Source organism: Comamonas composti DSM 21721 (genome assembly GCF_000429845.1).
Taxonomy (GTDB): domain Bacteria; phylum Pseudomonadota; class Gammaproteobacteria; order Burkholderiales; family Burkholderiaceae_C; genus Comamonas; species Comamonas composti.
On record NZ_AUCQ01000003.1, the window covers coordinates 337,828 to 360,490 of the forward strand.

Here is a 22,663-nt window from a genome sequence, read left to right on the forward strand (position 1 = left end):
GCAGGCGCTAGCAGCTATTTATTTCAAAGTGCCGTGGGTTTGCGCAGATGCCAGTCCGTGGCCTGCTGGAAGCGGTGGGCCGCGTTCAGCAGCCGGGCTTCGCCGAAGTAGTTGCCGATCAGCTGTAGGCCCACGGGCATGTGGCCGTCGCCAAAGCCTGCGGGCAGCGAGAGGCCGGGCAGGCCGGCCAGCGATGCGGGCAGGGTGTAGATGTCGGCCAGATAGTTGCTCACCGGGTCGGCCTTGGCGCCAATGGCCCAGGCGGTGGTGGGGGCTGCGGGACCGGCGATGAGGTCGCAGTCCTTGAAGGCGGCCTGGAAGTCGTCGGCAATCATGCGGCGGATTTTTTGCGCCTGCAGATAGTAGGCGTCGTAATAGCCTTCGCTGAGCACATAGGCGCCGATCATGATGCGGCGCTTGACCTCGTCGCCAAAGCCCTGGGCGCGGGTCTTTTTGTACATGTCGTTGAGGTCGGCATAGTCCTTGGCACGGTGGCCGAACTTGACGCCGTCAAAACGCGAGAGGTTGGACGAAGCCTCGGCCGGCGCCAGGATGTAGTACACGGGCACGGACAGCTCGGTGCGCGGCAGCGTGACGGGCACCAGCTTGGCGCCCAGCTTTTCGTATTCCTTGAGCGCGGCGTCCACGGCGGCGCGCACATCGGCGGACAGGCCTTCACCAAAGAATTCGGCGGGCACGCCAATGCGCAGGCCCTCGATGCTGTCGTTCAACTTGGCGCTGAAGTCTTCGGCCGGGTGGTCCAGGCTGGTGGAGTCGCGGTCCAGGTCGGGGCCGCACATCTCGGAGAGCAAGAGCGCGCAGTCCTCGGCCGAGCGGGCCATGGGGCCGGCCTGGTCCAGGCTGGAGGCAAAGGCAATCATGCCGTAGCGGCTGGCGCGGCCGTAGGTGGGCTTGATGCCGGTGATGCCGCAAAACGAGGCGGGCTGGCGGATCGAGCCGCCGGTGTCGGTGCCGGTCACGGCCGGGGCCAGGCCGGCGGCCACGGCGGCGGCGGAGCCGCCGGAGGAGCCACCGGGCACGCGCTCGGTGTTCCAGGGGTTGCGCACGGGCTGGGCCGTGTCAAAGCCCACGGGGGCGACGGCCGAGTTCTCGTTGGCGCCGCCCATGGCGAATTCGTCACAGTTGAGCTTGCCCAGGGTGACCATGCCGGCATCGGCCAGCTTGGTGACCACGGTGGCGTCAAAGGGCGAGCGGTAGCCCTCCAGCATCTTGCTGGCGGCGGTGCTGGGGAAGTCGCGGGTGACGAAGATGTCCTTGTGCGCAATCGGCACGCCGGTCAGTTTGCCGCCCTTGCCGGCGGCGATCAGGGCGTCCGCCACCCGGGCCTGGGCTAGGGTGGCTTCTTCATTAATAGCCACAAATGCACCAAGGTTTTTATGGGCCTGGGCGCGCGTCAGAAAGTGCCGGGCGGCTTCGACGGCGGAGATCTTGCGCTCGCGCAACTGGGCTGCAAGGGCGGCGACGCCAAGCTCGTGCAGTTCGGTGGAGTTCTGGGTCATGGACAAATATCCGGGCGATATACCGGGCCGCAAAGGGCGCGGATGACAAGGCAAAAAGGCGGGGGCGTGCTTTCGGGAGATTTATTCAATCACCTTGGGCACGAGAAAAAGGCCGCGCTCGACAGCGGGTGCGCTTTGCTGATTGGCCTCGCGCTGATTGGGCTCGCTGGCAATGTCTTTGCGCAGGCGCAGCGCAATATCCTCGATTGCTGCAACAGGATGTGACAGTGGTGTGATGCCCGAAGTATCCACAGCCTGCATTTTCTCGACGATGCCGAAAAAGCCGTTGAGTTGAGCTAGCATGCGCTCACTTTCCTGGGGCGAGAGCTCCAGGCGAGCGAGGTTTGCGATGCGCGCTATGTCGTGTGCGTTCAGTGCCATAGGAATCTTGAATGGGGCCGTGGCTTGTAAAGCAGTCTTCCCAAGCCCGACAGTAGAAGTTATTCACAGGGGATACGGTATTATCTCGGCTTTGCCGCAATACCCTCTTGCAGCCGGTCATTGTGCGAAAAAAGCCAAGCCACACAGCCCCCTATCTTTCTCAATTACATCCTGGCGACGGTAGGCCGAAGAGCAAGCCGTGCCTGAGAGGACTCTCGTAATGTTCGGTGCTTTCCGTCGGTACTTCTCCACCGACCTCGCCATAGACCTTGGCACAGCCAATACCCTGATTTTTGCCCGTGACAAGGGCATTGTTCTGGACGAGCCTTCGGTGGTCGCGATCCGCCACGAAGGCGGCCAGCACGGCAAGAAGGTGATCCAGGCCGTGGGCCGCGAGGCCAAGGCCATGCTGGGCAAGGTGCCCGGCAATATCGAGGCCATCCGGCCCATGAAGGATGGCGTGATCGCCGACTTCGTGATCACCGAGCAGATGATCAAGCAGTTCATCAAGATGGTGCATCCGCGCACGGTGCTCACGCCCAGCCCGCGCATCATCATCTGCGTGCCCTGCGGCTCGACCCAGGTCGAGCGCCGCGCCATCAAGGACGCGGCCGAGGCTGCGGGCGCGCGCGCCGTGGAGCTCATCGAGGAGCCCATGGCGGCCGGCATCGGTGCGGGCCTGCCCGTGTCCGAGGCCTCGGGCTCGATGGTGGTGGACATCGGCGGCGGCACCACCGAGGTCGGCGTGATCTCGCTGGGCGGCATGGTCTACAAGGGCAGCGTGCGCGTGGGCGGCGACAAGTTCGACGAGGCCATCATCAGCTACATCCGCCGCAACTACGGCATGCTGATCGGCGAGCCCACGGCCGAGGCCATCAAGAAGAGCATCGGCTCGGCCTTCCCGGGCTCGGAAGTCAAGGAGATGGAGGTCAAGGGCCGCAACCTCTCCGAAGGCGTGCCGCGCAGCTTCACGATCTCCAGCAACGAGGTGCTGGAGGCGCTGACCGATCCGCTCAACCAGATCGTCTCCGCCGTGAAGAACGCGCTGGAGCAGACCCCGCCCGAGCTGGGCGCCGACATTGCCGAGCGCGGCATGATGCTCACGGGCGGCGGTGCGCTGTTGCGCGATCTGGACCGCCTGCTGGCCGAGGAAACCGGCCTGCCCGTGCTCGTGGCCGAAGAGCCGCTGACCTGCGTGGTGCGCGGCTGCGGCATGGCCCTGGACATTCTGGGTCGTCAGGGCAGCATCTTCACCAGCGACTGATCTTTCCCCTTCCCTGGGCCGGGCGCCGGGCTGCGGTGCCGGCCCTGAACCCCTTGTTTCTCTTCCCGCAATGCACATGCTTGCTGTGCCTTCTCTCACGCCGGGCCGTGCAGGCCGGGGGTGGGCATGACCTTCAACACCCTGGAGAGTGGACCGCCTTCGCTGTTCAAGCGCCGGCCTTCGCGGGTGTCCCAGCTGGCGATCTACAGCGCCCTGGCCCTGCTGCTCATGGTGGCCGATGCGCGCTTTCAGATCACCGAGCCCGCGCGCGCGGTCGTGGCCACGCTGCTGTATCCCGTGCAATGGCTGATGCTCAAGCCCGTGCAGGGCGTGCAGGAGGCCAGTGACTACCTCGGGGCTCTTGAAGCCGCCCAGGGCAGCGAGAAGCAGGCGCGCAGCGAGCTGGTGCAGGTTGCCAGGCGGGCTGCCGAGGCCGAGGAGCTGCTGGCGGAAAACCGCGACCTGCGTGCCCTGCTGGGCCTGCGCGAGCGCCTGAGCACGCCGGGCACGACCGCCGAGGTCGTGTACGACAGCCCCGACCTCTACACGCGCCGCGTGGTCATAGACCGGGGGCAGGTGGACGGCATCGTCCAGGGCTCGCCGGTGCTCGACGACAAGGGCGTGATCGGCCAGGTCACGCGCGTCTATCCGCTGCGCGCCGAGGTCACCCTGCTCATAGACCGCGACCAGGCGATTCCGGTCTTCAACCCGCGCACGGGTGCGCGCTCCGTGGCCTATGGCGACCCCTCGCCGCTGCGCGCGGGCGGCATGGAGCTGCGTTTCATGCCCAGCAATGCCGATGTGCAGGAGGGCGATCTGCTGACCACCAGCGGCGTGGACGGCCTCTATCCGCTGGGCCTGCCCGTGGCCCGCGTGGTGACCGTGGAGCGGCGCGCCGACTCGGCCTTCTCGCGCATCTACTGCGAGCCCGTGGGCCGCGTGCAGGGCGTGCGCCATGTGATGGTGCTCCAGCCCATGACCTTTGCGAGCCAGCCCGAGACGACCGAGGCCGCCCAGGCCCTCAAGCCCAGCCGCGCATCCTCCGAGTCCGCGCGGCGCGAGCCCCGGGGCAGCACCAGCAGGAGAGCCCAGCCATGATCATGCCGCGCGGCCAGCAGCTGTTGCTGCCGGTCAATCCCTTGTTCATCGTGCTCAGCCTGCTGGCCGCCCTGGCCCTGAACATGCTGCCGCTGGGCCGTGTGGCCTGGCTGCCCGATCCGCTGCTGCTGCTGCTGGGCTTCTGGGCCATGCACCAGCCCCAGCGCATAGGCCTGGGCCTGGGCTTCATGCTGGGCCTGTGCATGGACGTTGCGCATTACGCGCTGCTGGGCCAGCATGCGCTGGCCTATGCGCTGGTGGTGTTTGGCGCGGGGGCCATGGCCAGGCGGCTGTCCTGGTTTTCCTCGCCGGTCCAGGCCTTGCACATGCTGCCGCTGTTTGCGCTGGCCCATGGCCTGCAGGTGCTGCTGCGCGTGGTGGGCGGCGGCATTCTGCCCGGGCCCGAGCTGCTGGCCGCGCCCGTGATCGAGGCCTTGCTGTGGCCTCTGGTCAGCGGCATCTTGCTCGCGCCCCAGCGCCGCTCGCCCACGGGCGAGGAAAACCGGCCCCTGTAGACCGGTTGCGCCGACGATGGAGATCCGCAATACCGAAGCCGAGCTGCAGCGCTTTCGCCTGCGTGCCTGGGTCATGGGCCTGGTGGTGCTGCTGGCCTTTTGCCTGCTGGTGGGGCGGCTGTGGGTGCTGCAGGTGCAGCGCCACGAGGCATTTGCCGAACGTGCGGAGAGCAACCGCACGGCCGTGGTGCCCATCGTGCCCAATCGCGGCCAGATCCTGGACCGCAACGGCGTGGTGCTGGCCACGAATTACTCGGCCTATACGCTGGAGATCATGCCTTCGCGCGCCGGCAATCTCGAAGAGACCATCGACGGCCTGAGCGAGATCGTGGAGATCTCGCAGCGCGACCGGCGCAAGTTCAAGCGTCTGGTCGAGGACTCCAGGAGCTTCGACTCCCTGCCCATACGCACGCGCCTGACGGACGAGGAGGTCGCGCGCTTCACGGTGCAGCGCTACCGCTTTCCCGGCGTGGATATCAAGGCGCGGCTGTTCCGCTCCTATCCGCTGCAGGAAACGGCCAGCCACATCATCGGCTACATAGGTCGCATCAACCAGCGCGAGAAGGAGGCTCTCGACGATTCCGAGGATGCGGCCAACTACCGCGGCACGGATGTGATCGGCAAGCTGGGCGTGGAGCAAAGCTACGAGCACGACCTGCACGGCCAGACCGGCTGGGAGGAGATGGAGACCTCGGCCGGAGGCCATGCCGTGCGCAAGCTGGGCAGCCGCCCGGCCACGCCCGGCGACAGCCTGGTGCTGTCGCTGGACATCAAGCTGCAGCGCATGGTCGAGGAGCTCTACGGCGAGCGCCGGGGCGCGCTGGTGGCCATCGATCCGCGCAGCGGCGAGGTGCTGGCCATGGTCAGCAAGCCCAGCTTCGACCTCAATCTCTTCGTGGACGGCATAGACCACGAGAGCTGGACTGCGCTCAACGAATCCATCAACCGGCCCATGGTGAACCGCGCGCTGCGCGGCACCTATCCGCCGGGCTCGACCTACAAGCCCTTCATGGCGATTGCGGCGCTGGAGTCGGGCAAGCGTCGCCCCGAGACCACGATCCAGGACAACGGCAGCTGGAGCCTGGGCGGCCACACCTTCCGCTCGGGCCACCCCAACGGGCCCACGAACCTGCGCCGCTCCATCATCAAGTCCTCCAACGTCTACTACTACATGCTGGCCAACGACATGGGCGTGGACCTGATCCACGACTACATGAAGCCCCTGGGCTTCGGCCAGCTCACGGGCATAGACCTGCGCGGCGAGGCGCGCGGCGTGCTGCCCAGCACCGAGTGGAAGCGCAACACCTACAAGCGTCCCGAGCAGAAGAAGTGGTATGCGGGCGAGACCATCTCCCTGGGGATCGGCCAGGGCTACAACAACTTCACCATCCTGCAGCTGGCGAACGCCACGGCCACGCTTGCGGCCGGGGGCATCAAGCACCGGCCGCACCTGGCCGTGGGCCGTGTGGATGCGGTGAGCCAGCAGTTCTCGTCCATCAACAAGGACCCGGGCACCAGCCTGGGCTACAAGAGCGAGAACGTGGAGGCCGTGCGCAGCGCCGTGGCCGCGGTCACGGTGGAGGGCACGTCGCGCGGCGTGTTCGCGGGCGCGCCCTATGCGTCGGCGGGCAAGACCGGCACGGCCCAGGCCGTGGGCGTGCGCCAGAACGAGCGCTACAACGCGGCGCGCCTGTCGGAATTCCAGCGCGATCACTCGCTCTACATCGCCTATGCGCCGGCCGACAACCCCACGGTGGCCGTGGCCGTGATCGTGGAGAACGCGGGCTTTGGCGCGGCCGCGGCCGCACCGCTGGCGCGCCGCGTCTTCGACTACTGGCTGCTGGGCCGCTATCCCAGCGAGGAAGACATGGCCGCCATGCGCCGGGGCCAGGCGACGATGCCGATTGGCCGCCCGCGCCGTGTGGCCGATATCGTGCTGGACTCGGAAACCCTGGACCTGCCCGGTCTGCCGCGCCATGTGCCGCCCGACACCCTGGCCAGGCCCGAGGACGGAGCAGAGGCACCTCGCGCTGCGCCGGGCGCGGCCGGCTCGCGTGCGACGCCGACTTCTGCGCCGGCCGAGGAAGAGGACTGAGGACTGAAGTCGCTCTTTTTATAAGAGCTGTCAGCGCTTGCCATATGGCGGTTTCAGCATGATTTCTATTTGAAATCATTGTGCAGCAAGCGCTTGCAGCTATGAATTCAGCGGTTACGGGAAGGCCGGGCCTTGCCTGGTCATGCGTCCGATGAAGGCTGCGATGCGCTCGTTGGCCGGGTGATCGAAGAACTCGGCCGGCGCGGCCTCGTGGGCGATGCGGCCCTGGTCGAAGAACATCACGCGGTCCGCGACCTCGCGTGCAAAGCCCATCTCGTGCGTGACCACGATCATGGTCATGCAGGCGCGCGCGAGCTCGCGCATCACGTCCAGCACCTCCTGCACCATCTCGGGGTCGAGCGCGCTCGTGGGTTCGTCGAACAGCATCACCTGGGGCTCCATGGCCAGTGCGCGCGCAATCGCCACGCGCTGCTGCTGGCCGCCCGAGAGCTGCCACGGATACTTGTGCGCATGTGCGGCCATGCCCACGCGCTCCAGCAGGGTCATGGCCCGGGCATTGGCCTGGCTGCGCGGTGTCTTGCGTATGCGGCGCGGCGCCAGCGTCACGTTGTCCAGCACCGTCATGTGGCCGAACAGGTTGAACTGCTGGAACACCATGCCGACCTCGCAGCGCTGCCGCTGCAGCGTGGCCTCGTGGTCGGTGACGGGCACGCCGTCGATGCTGATGCGTCCGCCGTCATGGGGTTCGAGCCGGTTGATGGCGCGCAGCAGGGTGGACTTGCCCGAGCCCGAGGCGCCGATGATGGCCGTCACCTCGCCCGTGCAAAAGCGGGTGGACACGCCCTTGAGCACCTGGTGCTCGCCAAAGGACTTGGTCACGTCCTCGACCACGATATACGGCAGGCCGCGGGCCATTTCGCGGTTTTTCAGCTGCGAGCTCATTGCTGGCGGCCCTCCACGTCGAAGCGGTACTCCACGGCCGCCGTGACCTGGGTCACCAGCGTGGTCAGCACCAGATAGGTCAGGCCCACGGTGAGCAGGGTGGCCACGGGCTGGAAGGTCGTGGACTGGATGCGGTTGCCCACGTTGGTGAGCTCGACCACGCCGATCGCATAGGCCAGGGACGAGTCCTTGAGCAAGGCCACGAAGTTGTTCACCAGGGCCGGCAGCGAGATCTTGAAGGCCTGGGGAAAGACCACGTCGCAGAACACCCAGCTGCGCGGCAGCCCCAGGGCGCGCGCGGCCTCGGCCTGACCGCGCGGCACGGCCTGCAGGCCCGCGCGCACGGCTTCGGCGTTATAGGCGCCCACGTTGAGTGCCAGGGCGATCGCGGCGGCCGCGAAGTCGGGCAGGTTCAGCGAGGGGATGAGCGCGGGCAGCGCGAAATACATGAACAGGATCTGCACCAGCAGCGGCGTGCCGCGTATCACCCAGATGAAAAAGCCCGCCGCCCAGCGCAGCGCGGCCAGGCGCGAGGTGCGCGCCAGCGCCGCAAGCACGCCCAGCAGCAGGCCTGCCGATCCGCTGGCCAGGGTCAGGTACAGCGTGGTGCGCGCGCCCTCGGCAAAGGTGGCTGCGTTCTCGCCGATGGGGTCGGGAAACAGGGACAGCAACTGGCCCAGCAGCGAGACGATGAGGACCATGAGCAGCAAGGCCGTGACCAGGGTCGCGTTGCTGCGTTGCGTGCGGCCCCAGTGGGAGGGCCAGAGAGCGGTGAGCATAGGGCGGGCAGTGGAAAAGCAAGAAGCGCCCCGGGATCAGGGCGCTGGGTGATCTACGCCGAGCGCGCGGGCCTGCGGTGGCGGGCTCGCGCAGCGGGCTGCAGCATCAATCGGGGCAGCGTATGTCCTCTTGGAACCATTTTTGCGAGAGCTTGGCATAGCTGCCGTCCCTGAGCAGCTCCTGCAAGGCCTTGTTCCAGGCATCGGCCAGGGGCTGGTTGTCCTTGGTCACGGCCGCCGCAATGCGCTCCACGTACAGCATGTCGCCCTGGTGGAAGCGGATCTTGGGGTTCTTGCGCAGCATCTCCTTGGCCAGGAAGCGCTCGGTGACCCAGGCATCCACGCGCTTGGTCATGAGGGCGTTGAGCGCGGCCTCGTTGGTCGGGAAGTTGACCAGGCGCTTCACGCCGTGCACGTTCTTTTGCACGTAATCGAGATAGGTGGTGCCGGTCTGGGCGGCCACGGTCTTGCCTTCGAGATCCTTGGCGCCCTGGATGGCATTGGTGAGCGCGATCACCTGGGCGCCCGAGCAGTAGTGGGGCTGGGTGAAGCTCACGGCCTTTTCTCGCTCGGGGGTGATGGCATGCGAGGAGATCACGAGGTCCCAGCGGTCCTGCTTGAGGCCGGTGAGCAGGGCATCGAAGCTGATCGTCTTCCACTCGAACTTGAGGCCCAGCTTCTGGGCGATGAGCTGCGCCAGATCGACTTCGAAGCCCGTCAGGTTCTTGCCCTCGAAATAGGCGAACGGCGTGTAATAGCCTTCGGTGGCGAGGCGTATCGTGCCGTCCTTCTGAATGGCTTGCAGGGAACGGGCGTGGGCGCCGGTGGCGGCCACAACGGTCAGTGCCGCAGCGGCGATGAAGGTCAAAGGTTTCATGAGGGCTCCTGAATGGCCGCCCGGGCACGCAGGAGCGGGAAACTGGGTGCGAGAGCGGAGCGCCATTATAGAAGTGAGGGTTTGCCTGCCGGGGCGGCCAGGCTTTGCGGCCCCGTCAGGCCATGAAGGCGTCGTAGCCGGTCTTGACGATCAGCAGGCTCACCACGCCGATGAAGATGATGCGCACAAAGCCCGTGCCGTGGCGCAGGGCCATGTGCGTGCCCAGCGCGGCGCCCAGCACATTGGCCACGGCCATGGGCACGGCCAGGTGCCACCAGATGTGGCCCTTGAGCGCGAACAGCGCCAGGGCCGAGACATTCGTGGCCAGATTCAGCAGCTTGGCCGAGGCCGAGGCGTTGAGAAAGTCGTAGCCCATGAGGCGCACGAACAGAAACACGAAGAAGCTGCCCGTGCCCGGGCCGAAGAAGCCGTCGTAAAAGCCGATGGTCAGACCGATGGCGCAGGCAATCCAGGTCTCGGTGCGGCCGCTGTAGCGCGGCGCATGGTGGCGGCCCATGTCCTTGCGCGCGAGGGTGTAGGCGAGCACGCCCAGCAGCACCAGGGGCAGCAGCTTGCGCAGAAAGTCGGGGGCGATCTGGGTCACGGTCCAGGCGCCGAGAAAGGCGCCGAGCATGCCGACCAGGGCCGCAGGCATCATCGCGCGCCAGGGCAGTTGCACCTTGCGCCCGTACTGCCAGGTGGACATGGCCGTGCCCCAGACGGCCGCGCTTTTGTTGGTGCCCAGGAGCGTGGCCGGCACGGTGGAGGGGTAGGTGGCAAACAGGGCGGGCAGCAGGATCAGGCCGCCGCCGCCCACGATGGCGTCCACGAAACCGGCCAGCATCGAGGCCAGCGAGACGATGATCCATTCCATAGGGGCGCGATTCTCGCACGGGCCGGAAATGGCCGCTCACGGGCCCAGGCAAAAAAAAGCGCCGGTAAAGGCGCTTTGGGGAATGCATCTTGGATGCTTTTATGAATATTGGTCTGGTTGTGAACGAGTTAGTCTCCTCGATCCCCCCGGGCAGTACCAAGGCACTGCGAGAGTGGGGGGAATGTACTTTGCGCACTAGGCTGGTGCATCGGGGATTTCCCCTGGTTTGCCGCCCCGGTCTTTTCCTCCCTCTGACGGCGGCTGGAATCGCTCCTAAACCATGCTGCAGACTCAGGATTGCGGGTCCCTGTTTCGGGCCGCAAACCGGTGCATCTCAGGGGGCCGAGGCCTTGTCTTCGCGAATCCAGGCTGCGGCCTTCTCGGCCATCATCAGCGTGGGGCTGTTGGTATTGCCGCTGGTGATGCGCGGCATGGCACCTGCGTCCACCACGCGCAGGCCCGCGACCAGGCCGCCCTGGCCGTCGCGCACGCGCATGCGGCTGTCGAGCACGGCGAGCTGGTCGCCGTCGCGGCCCATGCGCGTCGTGCCCACGGGGTGGAAGATGGTGGTGGCGATGTCGCCTGCCAGGCGTGCCAGATCCTCGTCGCTCTCGTACTGGGGGCCGGGCTTGAACTCCTCGGGCTGGTAGCGCGCTAGCGCGGGCTGGGCCACGATGCGCCGCGTCACGCGCAGGCTGTCGGCCGCGACCTGGCGGTCCTCGGGTGTGGACAGGTAGTTGGGCGCGATGGCGGGCGCATCCTCGAAGCGCGCGCTGCGCAGTCCCACGCTGCCACGGCTTGTGGGCCGGAGATTGCAGACGCTGGCCGTGAATGCGGGAAAGCCGTGCAGGGGCTCGCCAAAGGCCTCCAGCGACAGGGGCTGCACATGGTATTGAAGATTCGGCCTGTCGTGGGCGGCGTTGCTGCGCGTGAACGCGCCCAGCTGCGAGGGCGCCATGCTCATCGGGCCGCTGCGGCGCAGCAGGTATTCAAGCCCGATCGCGGCCTTGCCCCACAAGGAGCCGGCCATGGTGTTGAGCGTGCGCACGCCGCTGACCTTGTAGACCGAGCGGATCTGCAGGTGGTCCTGCAGGTTGGCCCCCACGCCGGGCAGGTCGCGGCGCACGGCGATGCCATGGCTTTGCAGCATCTGCGCCGGCCCCAGACCCGAGAGCTGCAGGATTTGCGGCGAGTTGACGGCGCCCGCGCACAGCAGCACCTCGCGGCGCGCCTGTACGCTCACCATCTCGCTGCCGGTCCAGACCTGGGCGCCGGTGCAGCGCAGCCCGCCATCGGGCAGGTCTTGCAACTGCAGGCGGCTGACCTGGGCATGAGTCCACATCTCGAAGTTGGGGCGGCCATAGCAGGTGGGGCGCAAAAAGGCCTTGGCCGTGTTCCAGCGCAGCCCGTTTTTCTGGTTGACCTCGAAATAGCCCACGCCTTCGTTGCTGCCGCCGTTGAAGTCCTCGGTGGCCGCGATGCCGGCCTGCTGCGCGGCCTGGGCGAAGGCGTCGAGCACGTCCCAGCGCAGGCGCTGGCGCTCCACGCGCCACTCGCCGCCACCGCCCGTGCCCTTGCCGCCATGCAGGGCGCGAAAGCGCTCGTCGGCCGCGCCTTCCTGGCCCAGGCGCCAGTGGTCTTCGTGGGCGCGAAAGGCGGGCAGCACCTGCTCCCAGCGCCAGGTGTCGTCGCCCGTGAGGTGGGCCCAGTCCTCGTAGTCCTCCATCTGGCCGCGCATGTAGATCATGCCGTTGATGCTGGAGCAGCCCCCCAGGGCCTTGCCGCGCGGGTAGCGCAGGCTGCGGCCGTTGAGGCCTGCATCCGGCTCGGTCTGGTAGAGCCAGTCGGTACGCGGATTGCCTATGCAATACAGGTAGCCGACGGGGATGTGAATCCAGTGGTAGTCGTCCTTGCGGCCGGCCTCGATCAAAAGCACGCTGCAGTCGCGCTCGCGCGAAAGCCGGTTGCATAACAGGGCGCCGGCCGTGCCGCCGCCTATGACGATGTAGTCGAATTGGGTGTTGCTCATGGAGGAAATGCAGGCTGCGCCGGGGACGTCCCAAAGCCTTTGCTGCAGGCGGCCCATTGTGCGAAGCCCGGACTGCATGTCGATAGGGAAAGCGCTGTGAACTCCTTTTTTGATAGCTTTAAGCGCTTCATGCATAAGGGTTTCAGGCGTTTTTTGATAAAAAATACAAGCTGGGGAGGTGCATGGCGGAGTCGGGATGTGTTATTGGATGTAACCTCTCTGGCCATGGGGCAAAGCAGGACAGCTCGCCACATCAAGCAGATACGATCGCATCGGAGTCGGGCATGGGGATACTTTTTTCGAGCCGACAAATCATCGGGTTATCCTGGGGGGCTATGCCCGTGCCGCAATGCCTGCTGGCCTGTCGGCCGCAGATCGCAGCCTCCCGCTTTTGAATGGACTCTTCACTTGGCATCTCCTAGCAATCCTCCCCAATGCAGCCTGAGCCGCGGAGATGACGGCGCCTGGGCGGAGCTCTCGGGCTCCTGGAGTGCGGCCGAGCTGGGCGACCGAGCCCAGTGGCGCCGCCTCAAGGCCGGGCTGGCTGCGGCTTCGGGGCGCGACCTGGGCTGGAATCTGCAATCCATGGACTGGCTGGACCATGTGGGCGCCCAACTGCTGTGGAACCACTGGCAGCAGGCATGGCCCGAGAGGCTGGTCGCCAGCGATGCCCAGCGCTCCATGCTGGAGCGCGTGGCGCACTTCAGCGATGTGCCCAAGCCCAGGCAGCCAGCCTGGAGCCTGCAGGCGCAGATCGACAGCCTGGGCAGCCAGGTGCTCAATGCCTGTGCCCACTTCTCGGGGCTGATCCAGCTCGTGGGCCAGTTGCTCATAGACAGCCTGCGCTTTGTGCGTGCGCCGCTGCGCGGTCCCTGGCGCGATATTTCCGGCCACCTGTATTCCATGGGCGCAACGGCCCTGCCGATCACGGCCCTGGTGGGCTTTCTGATCGGCGTGGTGCTCGCCTATCTGATGGCGCTGCAGCTGCGCCAGTTCGGGGCCGAGTCCTTCATCGTCAACATCCTCGGCATCTCCCTGATCCGCGAGCTCGGCCCCTTGCTGGGCGCGATCCTGGTAGCAGGGCGCAGCGGCTCGGCGATCACCGCCCAGATCGGCGTGATGCGCGTGACCGAGGAGCTCGATGCGATGCAGGTCATGGGCATACCCCATGGCTTTCGCCTGGTTTTTCCGCGTGCGCTGGCGCTGGCGATTGCCATGCCCCTGATCGCGATCTGGACCACGCTGGCGGCGCTGGCCGGCGGCATGCTGGCCGCCGACCTGACCATGGGCGTGACTGCGGCCTACTTCGCGCAGGCCCTGCCTGCGGCCGTGAAGATCGGCAATCTGTGGATTTCCGTGGGCAAGTCGGCCGTGTTCGGCGTGCTCATCGCCCTGATCGGCTGTCACTGGGGGCTGCGCGTCAAGCCCAACACCCAGAGCCTGGGCCAGGGCACGACGGCTTCCGTGGTCTCGGCCATCACCATGGTCATCGTGGTGGACGCGATCTTCGCCATCTTGTTCAAGGATGTGGGGATATGAGTGGATACCCCCTGAGCGGCTTTGCCGCTTCCTCCTGGAAGGGGGACGACAGCATCGCTGCGGGACGGCCCTTGCTCGGTGTCTCCCATTTTTGGGGCGTGCCGGTTTCATGCCATGGGAGCCTGAGATGACGAACAGCGTGAACCAGCAGAGCACGGCTGCAGCGCCAGCCGCTGATGAACCCATTGTGCGCATCGCCGGGCTGTGGAGCGTGTTCGGCCAGGGCGAGAACGCGTTTGCCGTGCACCAGGATCTGGACCTCGACGTGCAGCGCGGGGAGATGCTGTCCATCGTCGGCGGCTCGGGCACGGGCAAGACCGTGCTTTTGCGCCAGATGCTGGGTCTGCTTGCGCCCTCCAAGGGCCGGGTCGAGGTCCTGGGCCGCCCGGCCAGCGAGATGGGGCGCGAGGGCGCGGCCAGCCGCGTGGGCATGCTGTTCCAGCACGGGGCCTTGTATTCGGCCTTCAGCGTGCTCGACAACATCGCGTTTGCGCTGCGCGAGCAGGGCACCTTGCCCGACGACGTGGTGCGCGATGCGGCCATGGTCAAGCTGCAGATGGTGGGCCTCAAGCCCGAACATGCCCTGCGCATGCCCGCAAACCTGTCGGGCGGCATGATCAAGCGCGTGGCGCTGGCGCGTGCGCTGATCATGGATCCGCCGCTGCTGCTGCTGGACGAGCCCACGGCCGGGCTGGACCCCACGAGTTCGGACGAGTTCTGTGCACTGCTGCACGAAATGCGCGCCGAGCTGGGCCTGACCGTCATCATGGTCACCCATGACCTGGACACGCTGTTCGCGCTGTCCTCGCGCGTGGCCGTGATTGCGGAAAAGAAGGTGCTGGTCAGCGGCACGCCGCACGAGGTGGCGGGCTTCTCACATCCCTTTATCGAACACTTCTTCCAGGGCGAGCGCGGGCGACGCGCGATGACACCCGTGCAAGGCGGCAAGGCCGCGGAGGCAAACTGATGGAAAACAAATCCCATGCCATGGCAGCCGGCATCTTCGTGCTGCTGGTGGCGGCCCTGCTGGCCGGCCTGGCCGTGTGGCTCACGCGCGATACGCGTCAGTACGACGAGTACGAGCTCTCCACCAAGGACGGTATCAGCGGGCTGCAGCCCCAGGCCACGGTGCGCTACAAGGGCGTGGCCGTGGGCAAGGTCACGCGCATAGGGTTCGATCCCGGCATCAATGGCAATGTGCTGATCCGCATTGCCGTGGGGGTGGACACGCCCATCACCAAGAACACTTTTGCGGTGCTCGGCTACCAGGGCGTGACCGGCCTGGCCCATGTGCAGCTCGACGACTCGGACAAGCCGCTGGAGGCGCTGGCCACAGGGCCCAGCGGCATACCGCGCCTGCCGCTGCGCTCCTCGCCTTTGAGCATGCTGGCCGATCAGGGGCCTATCCTGCTCGACCGCGTGGACCAGATCTCGCGCCGCCTGAATGCCATGCTCGATACCGACAACCAGCAGCGCGTGAGCCAGGCGCTGGAGAACATTGCGGGTGCGGCGGCGGGCGTGCAGCAGCTGACGCAGAACATGGACCGTGCGCTGAGCACCCAGATGCCTCAGCTCGCCGCAGACGCCCACAGCACCTTGCAGTCGCTGGAGAAGGCCAGCAATGGAGCGGCTGCCGTGGCTTCGGAGTTGCAGCAGACCGTGGTGCGCATCAACGCTGAGGACGGCCCGCTGGAGCAGATCGCGCAAAGCACGCGGGCGCTGAATCGCGTGGCCGACTCCCTGGGCCGCAGCACGCTGCCGAATGTCAGCCGCGCCGCCGATGATGTCTCGCGCGCCGCACGCCAGATGGGCACGGCAGCCAGCCGCTTCAGCGACAACCCGCAGTCGGTGATCTACGGTCCCGGCGCGGCGCGCCCAGGACCGGGCGAGCCGGGGTTCGCTCTACCGTCCGCCGTGCTCCAGCCCTGACAGAGGTATTTTCATGATCCACTTTTCCAAGACCGCCGTCGCCAGCACCGCACTGGCAGCCGCCCTGGCCTTGCTTGCAGGATGCTCGGCCCTGCCCCGGCCGCCTGCGCAGCCGGCACGCTATGACTTCGGCCCGGTGCCACTGGCCGCATCCGCTTCCGTGGAGCAGGCCGCAGCGCGCGCGCCACTGGCCCTGGCCGAGGTCGAGGCACCGGCCCTGCCCGACGGCAGCACGGTCATGCTCTACCGTCTGTCCTATGCGAATGCCCAGGAGCTGCGTCCCTACCAGCAGGCCCGCTGGAGCCAGCCTCCGGCGCAGTTGCTGCAGCAGCGCCTGCGCACCCAGCTGGGCGCGCAGCGTCCCATCCTGGCCAGCAGCGAAAGCCTGGCCCAGTCGCGTGTGCAAGGCGCGGTGCCCACGCTGCTGCGTGTGGACCTGGAGGAGTTCAGTCAGGTCTTTGACGCCCCGGCCGCCAGCGCCGGTGTGGTGCGCCTGCGCGCTACCCTGATCGAGCAAGGCGGGGCCGCGGACCGCCTGCTGGGCCAGAAGCTGTTCGAGGTGCGCAGCCCCGCTGCCTCGGCCGATGCGGCCGGCGGAGCCCGGGCGCTGGCCTCGGCCACGGATGCGGCGATTGCCCAGATCGACGCCTGGCTGGGCCAGCAGGGTCACTGACCTGCCACGGCTGAGAGCGTGAACACGCTCTGACAGAGCGCCGCAAAAGCGCTTTGCACGACCTCGGAAAACAGCCGGCATTGCCCGGCTGTTTTTGTTTTTGTCCGACCCGGCACTTCCTCGCTGTCCGTCAGCGGGCGTAGTCCCGATCCCACCGCCGAGGCAGGACCTGGGCCGACCGGCAACGCTAGGCACAGACTACGGCGCAGGGCTTTCAGGTTTTTTAAAGTGAAACCGTCGCTGATGCAGATCACGGCTTTGAAAGCCAAACCCTGATCGCACGGTGCCGTATCACCATCATTGAAAGGACCAAGCCATGAATGAAGATCGCATCAAGGGTAACTGGAAGCAGTTCACCGGCAAGATCCGTGAGCAATGGGGCAAGCTCACCGACGACGACCTGGATGTCATCGCCGGCAAGCGTGAGCAGTTTCTGGGCAAGCTGCAGGAACGCCAGGGTCTGGCCCGTGAGGCCGCTGAAAAGCAGCTGGACGACTGGCAAAAGCGCAATCCCGGTTTCCGTTTCGAAGACTGATGAGGCAGGGCTGCGGATGGCCAGGTGCCTGACCGGTGCCCCATCCGCCTTGCCCGGCGTGCCAGCAGGCACGCATTCCAGGAGCGGATTGCCTCGCCAATCCGCAGACCTCAGCACAAATCCAAGGAGTTGATCATGCAAACACCGCAATGTATGCGCCACCTGTTGTCCGCCGCCATTCTGGGTCTCATGGCCTCGGGGGCCATGGCCATGACGAATGCCGAACACAGTGCTGCCAAAAAGCAGATCGAGACCGAATACAAGGCTGCCAAGGAACAGTGCAAGCAGCTGAAGAGCAACGCCAAGAATGTCTGCAAGAAGCAGGCCAGCGGTCAGGAAAAGGTGGCCAAGGCCGAGCTGCAGGCGCGCCACGAGCCTTCGGCCAAGAATGCGGAAAAGGCGCGCCTGGCCAAGGCTGATGCCGACTTCGACATCGCCAAGGAAAAATGCGATGCCCTCAATGGCGATGCCAAGCGGGTCTGCGTGAAGGACGCGAAGGCGGCCCATGTGCACGCCGTGGAAGCCGCCAAGGTCGCCAAGGCGCAGGCCGAGCCTGCCTCCAACGCGAATGACAAGGCCGCCAGCGTGGCCGAGGCCCGCAAGGACGCGGCTGCCGAAACCCGCGAAGCCGACTTCAAGGCCGCCAAGGCCCGTTGCGACACCATGAGCGGCACGGCCAAGGATGCCTGTGTGGCCGATGCCCAGCGCAAGTACGCGCAATAACAACGGCTGGGCCTGCGCCTGAGGGCGCTCCGGCTGGAGGGTCTTGCCCCGCATCTGCGGGGCTTTTCTCTTTTCCGGGTTGGCTGATGTGGGTCAAAGGGCTGGGGCAGGGCAGTTCCTAAGCTCAGGTCTTCTTTGACAAGGCGGAGATGCACATGGCTGGGCTGGAATGGACGCAGGCACTGGTGTTGAATTTGCCGGCCATGGACGCCGTGCATGAAGAGTTCGTGGAACTGCTGGCCAGGACTGCGGCGGCACCCGACGAGCAACTGTGCGCGCTGTGGGACGAGCTGATCGAGCACACCCAGCAGCACTTCGATCAGGAGGACCGCTGGATGCAGGCTGCGCGCTTTGCGAGCGGCAACTGCCACAGCACGCAGCACAAGGTGGTGCTGCAAGTCATGCGCGAAGGCGCTGAACGCGGCGCCCTGGGTGAGCTGAGCGTGATCCGTGCCATGGCCGACGAGCTCGGCCCCTGGTTCGTGAATCATGCGCAGAACATGGATGCGGCCCTGGCCTTGCATCTGCGCTCCATAGGCTTTGATGTGGAGTCGGGCTCCATGGCCTTTCCCGAGGTCTTGCCCCAGGAGCTCATCACCGGCTGCGGCGGCGCCTGCGACAGCCGCGCCAAGCCCAGGGCCGAGGCCGAAGCGGCATGAGGCAGGCCAGTGCCTGCAGGATTTGTGCAGGCATCAGGCGTGGGCAGCCGCTTGGAACGTGCTCTCAGAACGTGTTTACGATCTCTACGCTGCCGCGTTGGAGCGCAATCGGGATGAGTTCAAAGCGATGGGGCGCAGCTTGCACCGGGGTGCAAGCAAGCCACAGCGCGAAGAAATCGCCCGATTTCGCTCCAACCCTTTGGGCCAGTGCCTTTGCGGGCGGTCTACAGCGTTGCGAATCCTCGCAATAGCACGGCTATTGCTGCGGTATCGCGCCTTGTATTCCATCCCGCACAGACACTGGCGCGGCACCGAGGAGATCGTAAACACGTTCTCAGGGGGGGCGCGAGCAAGAGCTACTCCTTTGCTGAGGCTGTCGTCCCCTTCCTGGGGGAAGCGGCGCAGCCGCTCAGGGGGTCATGGATAAATCGCTGGCGAGGCCAGGATGGGAAAGATCTTGATCAGGCCTCCGGCCATGACCTCCACGGCCAGGGCTGCGAGTATCAGGCCCATGAGCCGGGTCATGACGTTGATGCCGGTCTTGCCCAGAAATCGCGCAATCGGGTCGGCCAGCGAAAAGCAGAGCATGACCGCCAGGGACACGACCACGCCATAGCCGACCAGGGCCAGGTGCTGCCAGAAGCTGCGCGCCTGGTCCGCATAAATCACCACCGTGGACATGGCCGCCGGCCCGGTGAGCAGGGGAATGGTCAGCGGCACCACGGCAATGCTGTTGCCCATGGCGGCTTTCTCGGCGCCGGCTTCCATGGTGGAGTTGCTCGGCCGCTCTTCGGCCGGGCGTGCGTTGAGCATGTTCATGGCGCTGATCAGCAGCAGCATGCCGCCGCCGACCTGAAAGCTTTGCAGCGAAATATTGAAAAAGCTCAGCACCTGCAGACCCAGCAGCGCACAGGCCGAGATCACGCAGAACGCGGCCAGCGCCGCCGTGCGTATGGTCTGGCGTCGCTGCGCCTGATCCAGCCCCTCGGTGTAGTGGATGAAGAACGGCACGATGGCCAAGGGGTTGATGATGGCGATCAGCGTGATCAGCGGCTTGAGATCCACGACGGTTTCCTTTGAGAAAGCAGGCCTGCGGGCTCGCACTATGAAAGAATCACGCCGCCGACGCGGCTGGGACTATTAGAACGTAAACAGATGTGCTGCAAAGCAAGAGAAGGAGTTTGGAGATGAGCCGTTTTGTATCGCTGCCCATGGCAGATGGCGCCGTGGTGCCGGCCTGGGTGGCCAGGCCCGAAGGGGAGCCGCGTGGCGCAATCGTCGTGCTGCAGGAAATCTTCGGGGTCAACGCCCATATCCGTGCCGTTGCCGACGGTCTGGCCGAGCAAGGCTATCTGAGCGTGGCTCCAGCCCTGTTCGAGCGTGTGGAGCCGGGTGTGGACCTGGGTTATGAGCAGGCCGACCGCGTCCGGGGCATGGCGCTCAAGAACGCGGCCGAGGCTCTGCCCGGGCTTGGGGTGCAGCAGGAGATCCGGGCCGCGCTCGACCATGCATCCGCCCTGGCGCCGGGCGTGGGGCTGGGCCTCATGGGTTTTTGCTGGGGCGGATTGCTGGCCTGGCGTGCGGCCTGCACCATGCCCGGGGTGGCGGCGGCCGTCTGCTATTACGGCGGCGGCATGACCCGGCCCGAGGAGGCGCAGCGCAGCCCCCAATGCCCGGTGATGGCGCACTTCGGCCGCCATGACGACCATATTCCCCTGGCGGGTGTCGAGGCCTTTGCCCGGGCGCAGCAGCAGGTGCAACTGCATTTGTATGACGCAGGTCACGGCTTCCATTGCGATGCCCGTGGCTCCTACGACGCAGCGAGTGCACGGCTGGCGCAGGAGCGCAGCCTGGCGTTCTTCGAGAAGAATCTATGAAAATGTGAGCATGCAGCGCTTGTCTGGCAAGCGCTGCAGCCTGATTCATTCATCATCCTCGCGCTCCAGATAGCGCTTGCGCCAGAAGTAGGCGATCAGCACCAGGCTGATGAGGCCCATGGTGGCCATGGCCCACCAGAAGCCTTCGCGCAGATGCACAAAGGGGATGAACTCGAAGTTCATGCCGAAGATGCCTGCGATCAGGTTCAGTGGCAGAAACACCGCCGTGACCGTGGTCAGCGTGCGCATGATGTCGTTGGCGCGGTTGCTCTGGGCCGAGAAGTGCATCTGCACCGCGCTTTCCGCGCTTTGCTCCATGCGGCGTATGTGGTGGAGAACGCGCTCAATGTGCTCCAGCAGGTCGCGCGAGCGCACCTTGAGCAGTTCGTGCTCGCGTTGCTGGACCTGGTTGTCCTCCAGCGGCCAGCCGTCGAGCGCCTCCAGCCAGTCCTGCATGGCCGCGCGCTGGTCCTCGCAGATCTCGTCGAGCTGGTGCAGGGCCAGGCGCGCATCGAGCACACCGCTCCAGTTGCTGAAGCGCCCCTTGGGGTGGAGCAGGGCCAGCTGCCAGTGGTCGAGCTGGCGCGTAAGCACGCGGCGCAGGTCCAGATAGCCGTCGACCATGGTGTTGACCATGCGCAGCATGAGGTCGGCCGGGCTGGTGGGCAGCTTGGCCACGGCGGTGCGCACATCGCCGCGCAGGTCGGTGCGTGCCTCGCCATGGGCTTCGGCGCCGGGGCGCGACAGCAGGCGCTGCAGATAGGTATCGCGTGTGGGGCAGTGGTCGGGGTGTATGGACAGCAGCAGATGATCGAACAGCGCAAAGCCCACGGGCCGGGTCTCTATGCGTTGCAGCACGGGCAGATCCTCGCGCTGCAAGGCCTGGGCCGGGCGGTGCGAGGCCTGGGTGGACGAGCGTGGCTGCGCGCCCGGCTGGGCCGGAGGCGGCGGCAAGGCGTGCTGCGATGCCAGGCGCTGGAACACCAGGATGTCGTAGGCCGAGGTGTAGTCGTAGTTCGAGGGCAGTTGCGCGTTCAGCAGGTCCGACACATGCAGGTCCACCAGGGGCGTGCCGCACAGCGCGGCCAGCATGCGTTGCAGTTCGGGCAGCTGGGACTCGAATTCGGAGCGTGAGCACGACAGCCAGTAAAAGCCACTGGCCGGCAGGGCTGCGGGCAGGCCGTCCAGTGGCTGTGCAGCGGGCGTGCCAGGGGCAATGTGCAAGACCTGCATGGGCGGCGTAGCCTTTCGATCAAGCGCGGGGGCGCATAGGGTGATATGGCCTGCAGCGCACGGCTGGCGTGCGCTTTGTGCTATCAAATAAGTGGTGCGCCTATTTGCCGCGCAGCAGGCGTGCAGCTTCGATGGCGAAGTAGGTGAGGATGCCGTCGGCGCCGGCGCGCTTGAAGGCCAGCAGGGACTCCATCATCACCGCGTCGTGATCCAGCCAGCCGTTTTGCGCGGCGGCCTTGAGCATGGCGTATTCGCCCGACACCTGGTAGGCGAAGGTGGGCACCTTGAACTCGTCCCTCACGCGGCGCACCACGTCCAGATACGGCATGCCGGGCTTGACCATGACCATGTCCGCGCCTTCGGCCAGGTCCAGGGCCACTTCGCGCAAGGCCTCGTCGGTGTTGGCGGGGTCCATCTGGTAGACGTTCTTGTCGGCCTTGCCCAGGGCGCCGCGCGTGCCCACGGCGTCGCGAAAGGGGCCGTAGAAGCTGCTCGCGTACTTGGCGCTGTAAGCCATGATGCGGGTGTGGATGTGGCCGTGGGTTTCCAGGGCCTCGCGGATGGCGGCGATGCGCCCGTCCATCATGTCGCTGGGGGCGACCATGTCCACGCCGGCCTCGGCATGGGTCAGGGCCTGGCCGACCAGGACTTCCACGGTTTCGTCATTCAGGATGTAGCCGCTCTCGTCCAGGATGCCGTCCTGGCCGTGGCTGGTATAGGGGTCCAGGGCCACGTCGGTCATGATGCCCAGCCCGGGGAATTCCTTTTTGAGCGCGCGCACCACATTCGGGATCAGGCCTTGGGGGTTGAGCGCCTCCTTGCCGTCCGGGGCCTTGAGCGAGGCGTCGATCGCCGGGAACAGGGCCAGATAGGGGATTTCAAGCTCCACGCACTGGCGCGCCACGGGCAGCAGCAGGTCCAGGCTCAGGCGCTCCACGCCGGGCATGGAGGCAATGGCCTCGCGGCGGTTCGTGCCTTCGTGCACGAACACCGGGTAGATGAAGTCATGGGCGCTGAGCCGGTTTTCACGCACCAGATTGCGCGTAAAAGCATCACGGCGCAGGCGGCGGGGACGGTTGGCGGGAAAGGGGGTAGGGCTGGACAAATGCATGACCAAATTGTGCGACACATTCAAATGTGGCGGGCATTGGTCGCGCATC

Annotated in this window: 22 protein-coding genes; 12 read left to right on the forward strand and 10 right to left on the reverse strand. The window is 66.2% G+C overall.

Annotation, left to right across the window (positions count from 1 at the left end; all coding sequences use genetic code 11):
- Positions 1-23 precede the first annotated feature (23 nt).
- Both gatA and gatC read right to left on the reverse strand, forming a co-directional pair.
- On the reverse strand, positions 24-1,520 hold the full coding sequence (gene gatA / locus G486_RS0104880) for an Asp-tRNA(Asn)/Glu-tRNA(Gln) amidotransferase subunit GatA (RefSeq protein WP_027014523.1): 1,497 nt from the start codon (positions 1,518-1,520) through the stop codon (positions 24-26).
- 81 nt (positions 1,521-1,601) lie between these two features.
- A complete protein-coding gene (gene gatC / locus G486_RS0104885) occupies positions 1,602-1,901 on the reverse strand; it encodes an Asp-tRNA(Asn)/Glu-tRNA(Gln) amidotransferase subunit GatC (RefSeq protein ID WP_027014524.1) in 300 nt (99 codons plus the stop codon).
- A 220-nt stretch (positions 1,902-2,121) separates the two neighbouring features.
- On the opposite strand from gatC, the gene G486_RS0104890 reads away from it, so the two are divergent.
- The 4 genes from G486_RS0104890 to mrdA all read left to right on the forward strand — a co-directional run bounded on the left by G486_RS0104890 (position 2,122) and on the right by mrdA (position 6,873).
- A complete protein-coding gene (locus G486_RS0104890) occupies positions 2,122-3,165 on the forward strand; it encodes a rod shape-determining protein (RefSeq protein ID WP_027014525.1) in 1,044 nt (347 codons plus the stop codon).
- Between the two features lie 126 nt (positions 3,166-3,291).
- Complete coding sequence (gene mreC / locus G486_RS21565; RefSeq protein ID WP_051303138.1) at positions 3,292-4,263, forward strand: rod shape-determining protein MreC; 972 nt, start codon at positions 3,292-3,294, stop codon at positions 4,261-4,263.
- Positions 4,260-4,778: a rod shape-determining protein MreD gene (mreD, locus tag G486_RS0104900; protein WP_027014526.1), complete on the forward strand. Its 519-nt coding sequence runs from the start codon at positions 4,260-4,262 to the stop codon at positions 4,776-4,778. The genes mreC and mreD overlap by 4 nt, the downstream gene beginning before the upstream one ends.
- A 16-nt stretch (positions 4,779-4,794) precedes the next feature.
- Positions 4,795-6,873: a penicillin-binding protein 2 gene (gene mrdA / locus G486_RS21570; RefSeq protein WP_084455040.1), complete on the forward strand. Its 2,079-nt coding sequence runs from the start codon at positions 4,795-4,797 to the stop codon at positions 6,871-6,873.
- Positions 6,874-6,987: 114 nt separating this feature from the next.
- Here mrdA and G486_RS0104910 read toward each other — a convergent pair whose 3' ends face one another.
- The 5 genes from G486_RS0104910 to G486_RS0104930 form a co-directional block, all read right to left on the reverse strand.
- A complete protein-coding gene (locus G486_RS0104910) occupies positions 6,988-7,776 on the reverse strand; it encodes an amino acid ABC transporter ATP-binding protein (RefSeq protein WP_051303140.1) in 789 nt (262 codons plus the stop codon).
- A complete protein-coding gene (locus G486_RS0104915) occupies positions 7,773-8,555 on the reverse strand; it encodes an amino acid ABC transporter permease (protein ID WP_027014528.1) in 783 nt (260 codons plus the stop codon). The genes G486_RS0104910 and G486_RS0104915 overlap by 4 nt, the downstream gene beginning before the upstream one ends.
- Positions 8,556-8,661: 106 nt before the next feature.
- Positions 8,662-9,432, reverse strand: coding sequence for an ABC transporter substrate-binding protein (locus tag G486_RS0104920; protein ID WP_027014529.1), 771 nt, complete (start codon positions 9,430-9,432; stop codon positions 8,662-8,664).
- Positions 9,433-9,547: 115 nt separating this feature from the next.
- A complete protein-coding gene (locus tag G486_RS0104925) occupies positions 9,548-10,306 on the reverse strand; it encodes a sulfite exporter TauE/SafE family protein (protein ID WP_027014530.1) in 759 nt (252 codons plus the stop codon).
- Positions 10,307-10,640: 334 nt separating this feature from the next.
- Positions 10,641-12,335 carry a GMC family oxidoreductase gene (locus G486_RS0104930; RefSeq protein ID WP_027014531.1) on the reverse strand — a complete coding sequence of 565 codons (1,695 nt, stop codon included), beginning with the start codon at positions 12,333-12,335 and terminating at the stop codon, positions 10,641-10,643.
- A 408-nt stretch (positions 12,336-12,743) separates the two neighbouring features.
- Here G486_RS0104930 and G486_RS0104935 point away from each other — a divergent pair, with 408 nt between their 5' ends.
- From G486_RS0104935 to G486_RS0104965, 7 genes are all read left to right on the forward strand, one after another.
- Positions 12,744-13,874: an MlaE family ABC transporter permease gene (locus G486_RS0104935; protein WP_027014532.1), complete on the forward strand. Its 1,131-nt coding sequence runs from the start codon at positions 12,744-12,746 to the stop codon at positions 13,872-13,874.
- 127 nt (positions 13,875-14,001) lie between these two features.
- On the forward strand, positions 14,002-14,841 hold the full coding sequence (locus tag G486_RS0104940; RefSeq protein ID WP_027014533.1) for an ABC transporter ATP-binding protein: 840 nt from the start codon (positions 14,002-14,004) through the stop codon (positions 14,839-14,841).
- Entirely contained in the window at positions 14,841-15,803 is a 963-nt protein-coding gene (locus G486_RS0104945) for an MlaD family protein (RefSeq protein WP_027014534.1), read from the forward strand. The genes G486_RS0104940 and G486_RS0104945 overlap by 1 nt, the downstream gene beginning before the upstream one ends.
- A 13-nt stretch (positions 15,804-15,816) precedes the next feature.
- Complete coding sequence (locus tag G486_RS0104950) at positions 15,817-16,476, forward strand: ABC-type transport auxiliary lipoprotein family protein (protein ID WP_027014535.1); 660 nt, start codon at positions 15,817-15,819, stop codon at positions 16,474-16,476.
- Positions 16,477-16,792: 316 nt separating this feature from the next.
- Positions 16,793-17,011 carry a CsbD family protein gene (locus G486_RS0104955; protein WP_027014536.1) on the forward strand — a complete coding sequence of 73 codons (219 nt, stop codon included), beginning with the start codon at positions 16,793-16,795 and terminating at the stop codon, positions 17,009-17,011.
- Between the two features lie 135 nt (positions 17,012-17,146).
- Positions 17,147-17,734, forward strand: a complete 588-nt coding sequence (locus tag G486_RS0104960; protein WP_027014537.1) for a hypothetical protein — start codon at positions 17,147-17,149, stop codon at positions 17,732-17,734.
- A 155-nt stretch (positions 17,735-17,889) separates the two neighbouring features.
- Positions 17,890-18,393 (forward strand): hemerythrin domain-containing protein, encoded by a 504-nt coding sequence (locus G486_RS0104965; RefSeq protein WP_027014538.1) that lies wholly within the window; start codon positions 17,890-17,892, stop codon positions 18,391-18,393.
- Between the two features lie 417 nt (positions 18,394-18,810).
- Here the strand turns inward: G486_RS0104965 and G486_RS0104970 are convergent, their stop codons facing one another.
- On the reverse strand, positions 18,811-19,458 hold the full coding sequence (locus G486_RS0104970) for a MarC family protein (RefSeq protein ID WP_027014539.1): 648 nt from the start codon (positions 19,456-19,458) through the stop codon (positions 18,811-18,813).
- A 122-nt stretch (positions 19,459-19,580) separates the two neighbouring features.
- Here G486_RS0104970 and G486_RS0104975 point away from each other — a divergent pair, with 122 nt between their 5' ends.
- Positions 19,581-20,270: a dienelactone hydrolase family protein gene (locus G486_RS0104975; RefSeq protein ID WP_027014540.1), complete on the forward strand. Its 690-nt coding sequence runs from the start codon at positions 19,581-19,583 to the stop codon at positions 20,268-20,270.
- Positions 20,271-20,315: 45 nt separating this feature from the next.
- Here the strand turns inward: G486_RS0104975 and G486_RS0104980 are convergent, their stop codons facing one another.
- Both G486_RS0104980 and hemB read right to left on the reverse strand, forming a co-directional pair.
- On the reverse strand, positions 20,316-21,503 hold the full coding sequence (locus G486_RS0104980; protein ID WP_027014541.1) for a magnesium transporter CorA family protein: 1,188 nt from the start codon (positions 21,501-21,503) through the stop codon (positions 20,316-20,318).
- Between the two features lie 100 nt (positions 21,504-21,603).
- Positions 21,604-22,614 carry a porphobilinogen synthase gene (gene hemB / locus G486_RS0104985; protein ID WP_027014542.1) on the reverse strand — a complete coding sequence of 337 codons (1,011 nt, stop codon included), beginning with the start codon at positions 22,612-22,614 and terminating at the stop codon, positions 21,604-21,606.
- Positions 22,615-22,663 lie beyond the last annotated feature (49 nt).

Excerpts from the sequence above, each read along its gene's own strand:
- gatA (WP_027014523.1), bottom strand. The coding sequence starts at position 1,520 with ATGACCCAGAACTCCACCGAACTGCACGAGCTTGGCGTCGCCGCCCTT.
- gatC (WP_027014524.1), bottom strand. The coding sequence starts at position 1,901 with ATGGCACTGAACGCACACGACATAGCGCGCATCGCAAACCTCGCTCGC.
- G486_RS0104890 (WP_027014525.1), top strand. The coding sequence starts at position 2,122 with ATGTTCGGTGCTTTCCGTCGGTACTTCTCCACCGACCTCGCCATAGAC.
- mreC (WP_051303138.1), top strand. The coding sequence starts at position 3,292 with ATGACCTTCAACACCCTGGAGAGTGGACCGCCTTCGCTGTTCAAGCGC.
- mreD (WP_027014526.1), top strand. The coding sequence starts at position 4,260 with ATGATCATGCCGCGCGGCCAGCAGCTGTTGCTGCCGGTCAATCCCTTG.
- mrdA (WP_084455040.1), top strand. The coding sequence starts at position 4,795 with ATGGAGATCCGCAATACCGAAGCCGAGCTGCAGCGCTTTCGCCTGCGT.
- G486_RS0104910 (WP_051303140.1), bottom strand. The coding sequence starts at position 7,776 with ATGAGCTCGCAGCTGAAAAACCGCGAAATGGCCCGCGGCCTGCCGTAT.
- G486_RS0104915 (WP_027014528.1), bottom strand. The coding sequence starts at position 8,555 with ATGCTCACCGCTCTCTGGCCCTCCCACTGGGGCCGCACGCAACGCAGC.
- G486_RS0104920 (WP_027014529.1), bottom strand. The coding sequence starts at position 9,432 with ATGAAACCTTTGACCTTCATCGCCGCTGCGGCACTGACCGTTGTGGCC.
- G486_RS0104925 (WP_027014530.1), bottom strand. The coding sequence starts at position 10,306 with ATGGAATGGATCATCGTCTCGCTGGCCTCGATGCTGGCCGGTTTCGTG.
- G486_RS0104930 (WP_027014531.1), bottom strand. The coding sequence starts at position 12,335 with ATGAGCAACACCCAATTCGACTACATCGTCATAGGCGGCGGCACGGCC.
- G486_RS0104940 (WP_027014533.1), top strand. The coding sequence starts at position 14,002 with ATGACGAACAGCGTGAACCAGCAGAGCACGGCTGCAGCGCCAGCCGCT.
- G486_RS0104945 (WP_027014534.1), top strand. The coding sequence starts at position 14,841 with ATGGAAAACAAATCCCATGCCATGGCAGCCGGCATCTTCGTGCTGCTG.
- G486_RS0104950 (WP_027014535.1), top strand. The coding sequence starts at position 15,817 with ATGATCCACTTTTCCAAGACCGCCGTCGCCAGCACCGCACTGGCAGCC.
- G486_RS0104955 (WP_027014536.1), top strand. The coding sequence starts at position 16,793 with ATGAATGAAGATCGCATCAAGGGTAACTGGAAGCAGTTCACCGGCAAG.
- G486_RS0104960 (WP_027014537.1), top strand. The coding sequence starts at position 17,147 with ATGCAAACACCGCAATGTATGCGCCACCTGTTGTCCGCCGCCATTCTG.
- G486_RS0104965 (WP_027014538.1), top strand. The coding sequence starts at position 17,890 with ATGGCTGGGCTGGAATGGACGCAGGCACTGGTGTTGAATTTGCCGGCC.
- G486_RS0104975 (WP_027014540.1), top strand. The coding sequence starts at position 19,581 with ATGAGCCGTTTTGTATCGCTGCCCATGGCAGATGGCGCCGTGGTGCCG.
- G486_RS0104980 (WP_027014541.1), bottom strand. The coding sequence starts at position 21,503 with ATGCAGGTCTTGCACATTGCCCCTGGCACGCCCGCTGCACAGCCACTG.
- hemB (WP_027014542.1), bottom strand. The coding sequence starts at position 22,614 with ATGCATTTGTCCAGCCCTACCCCCTTTCCCGCCAACCGTCCCCGCCGC.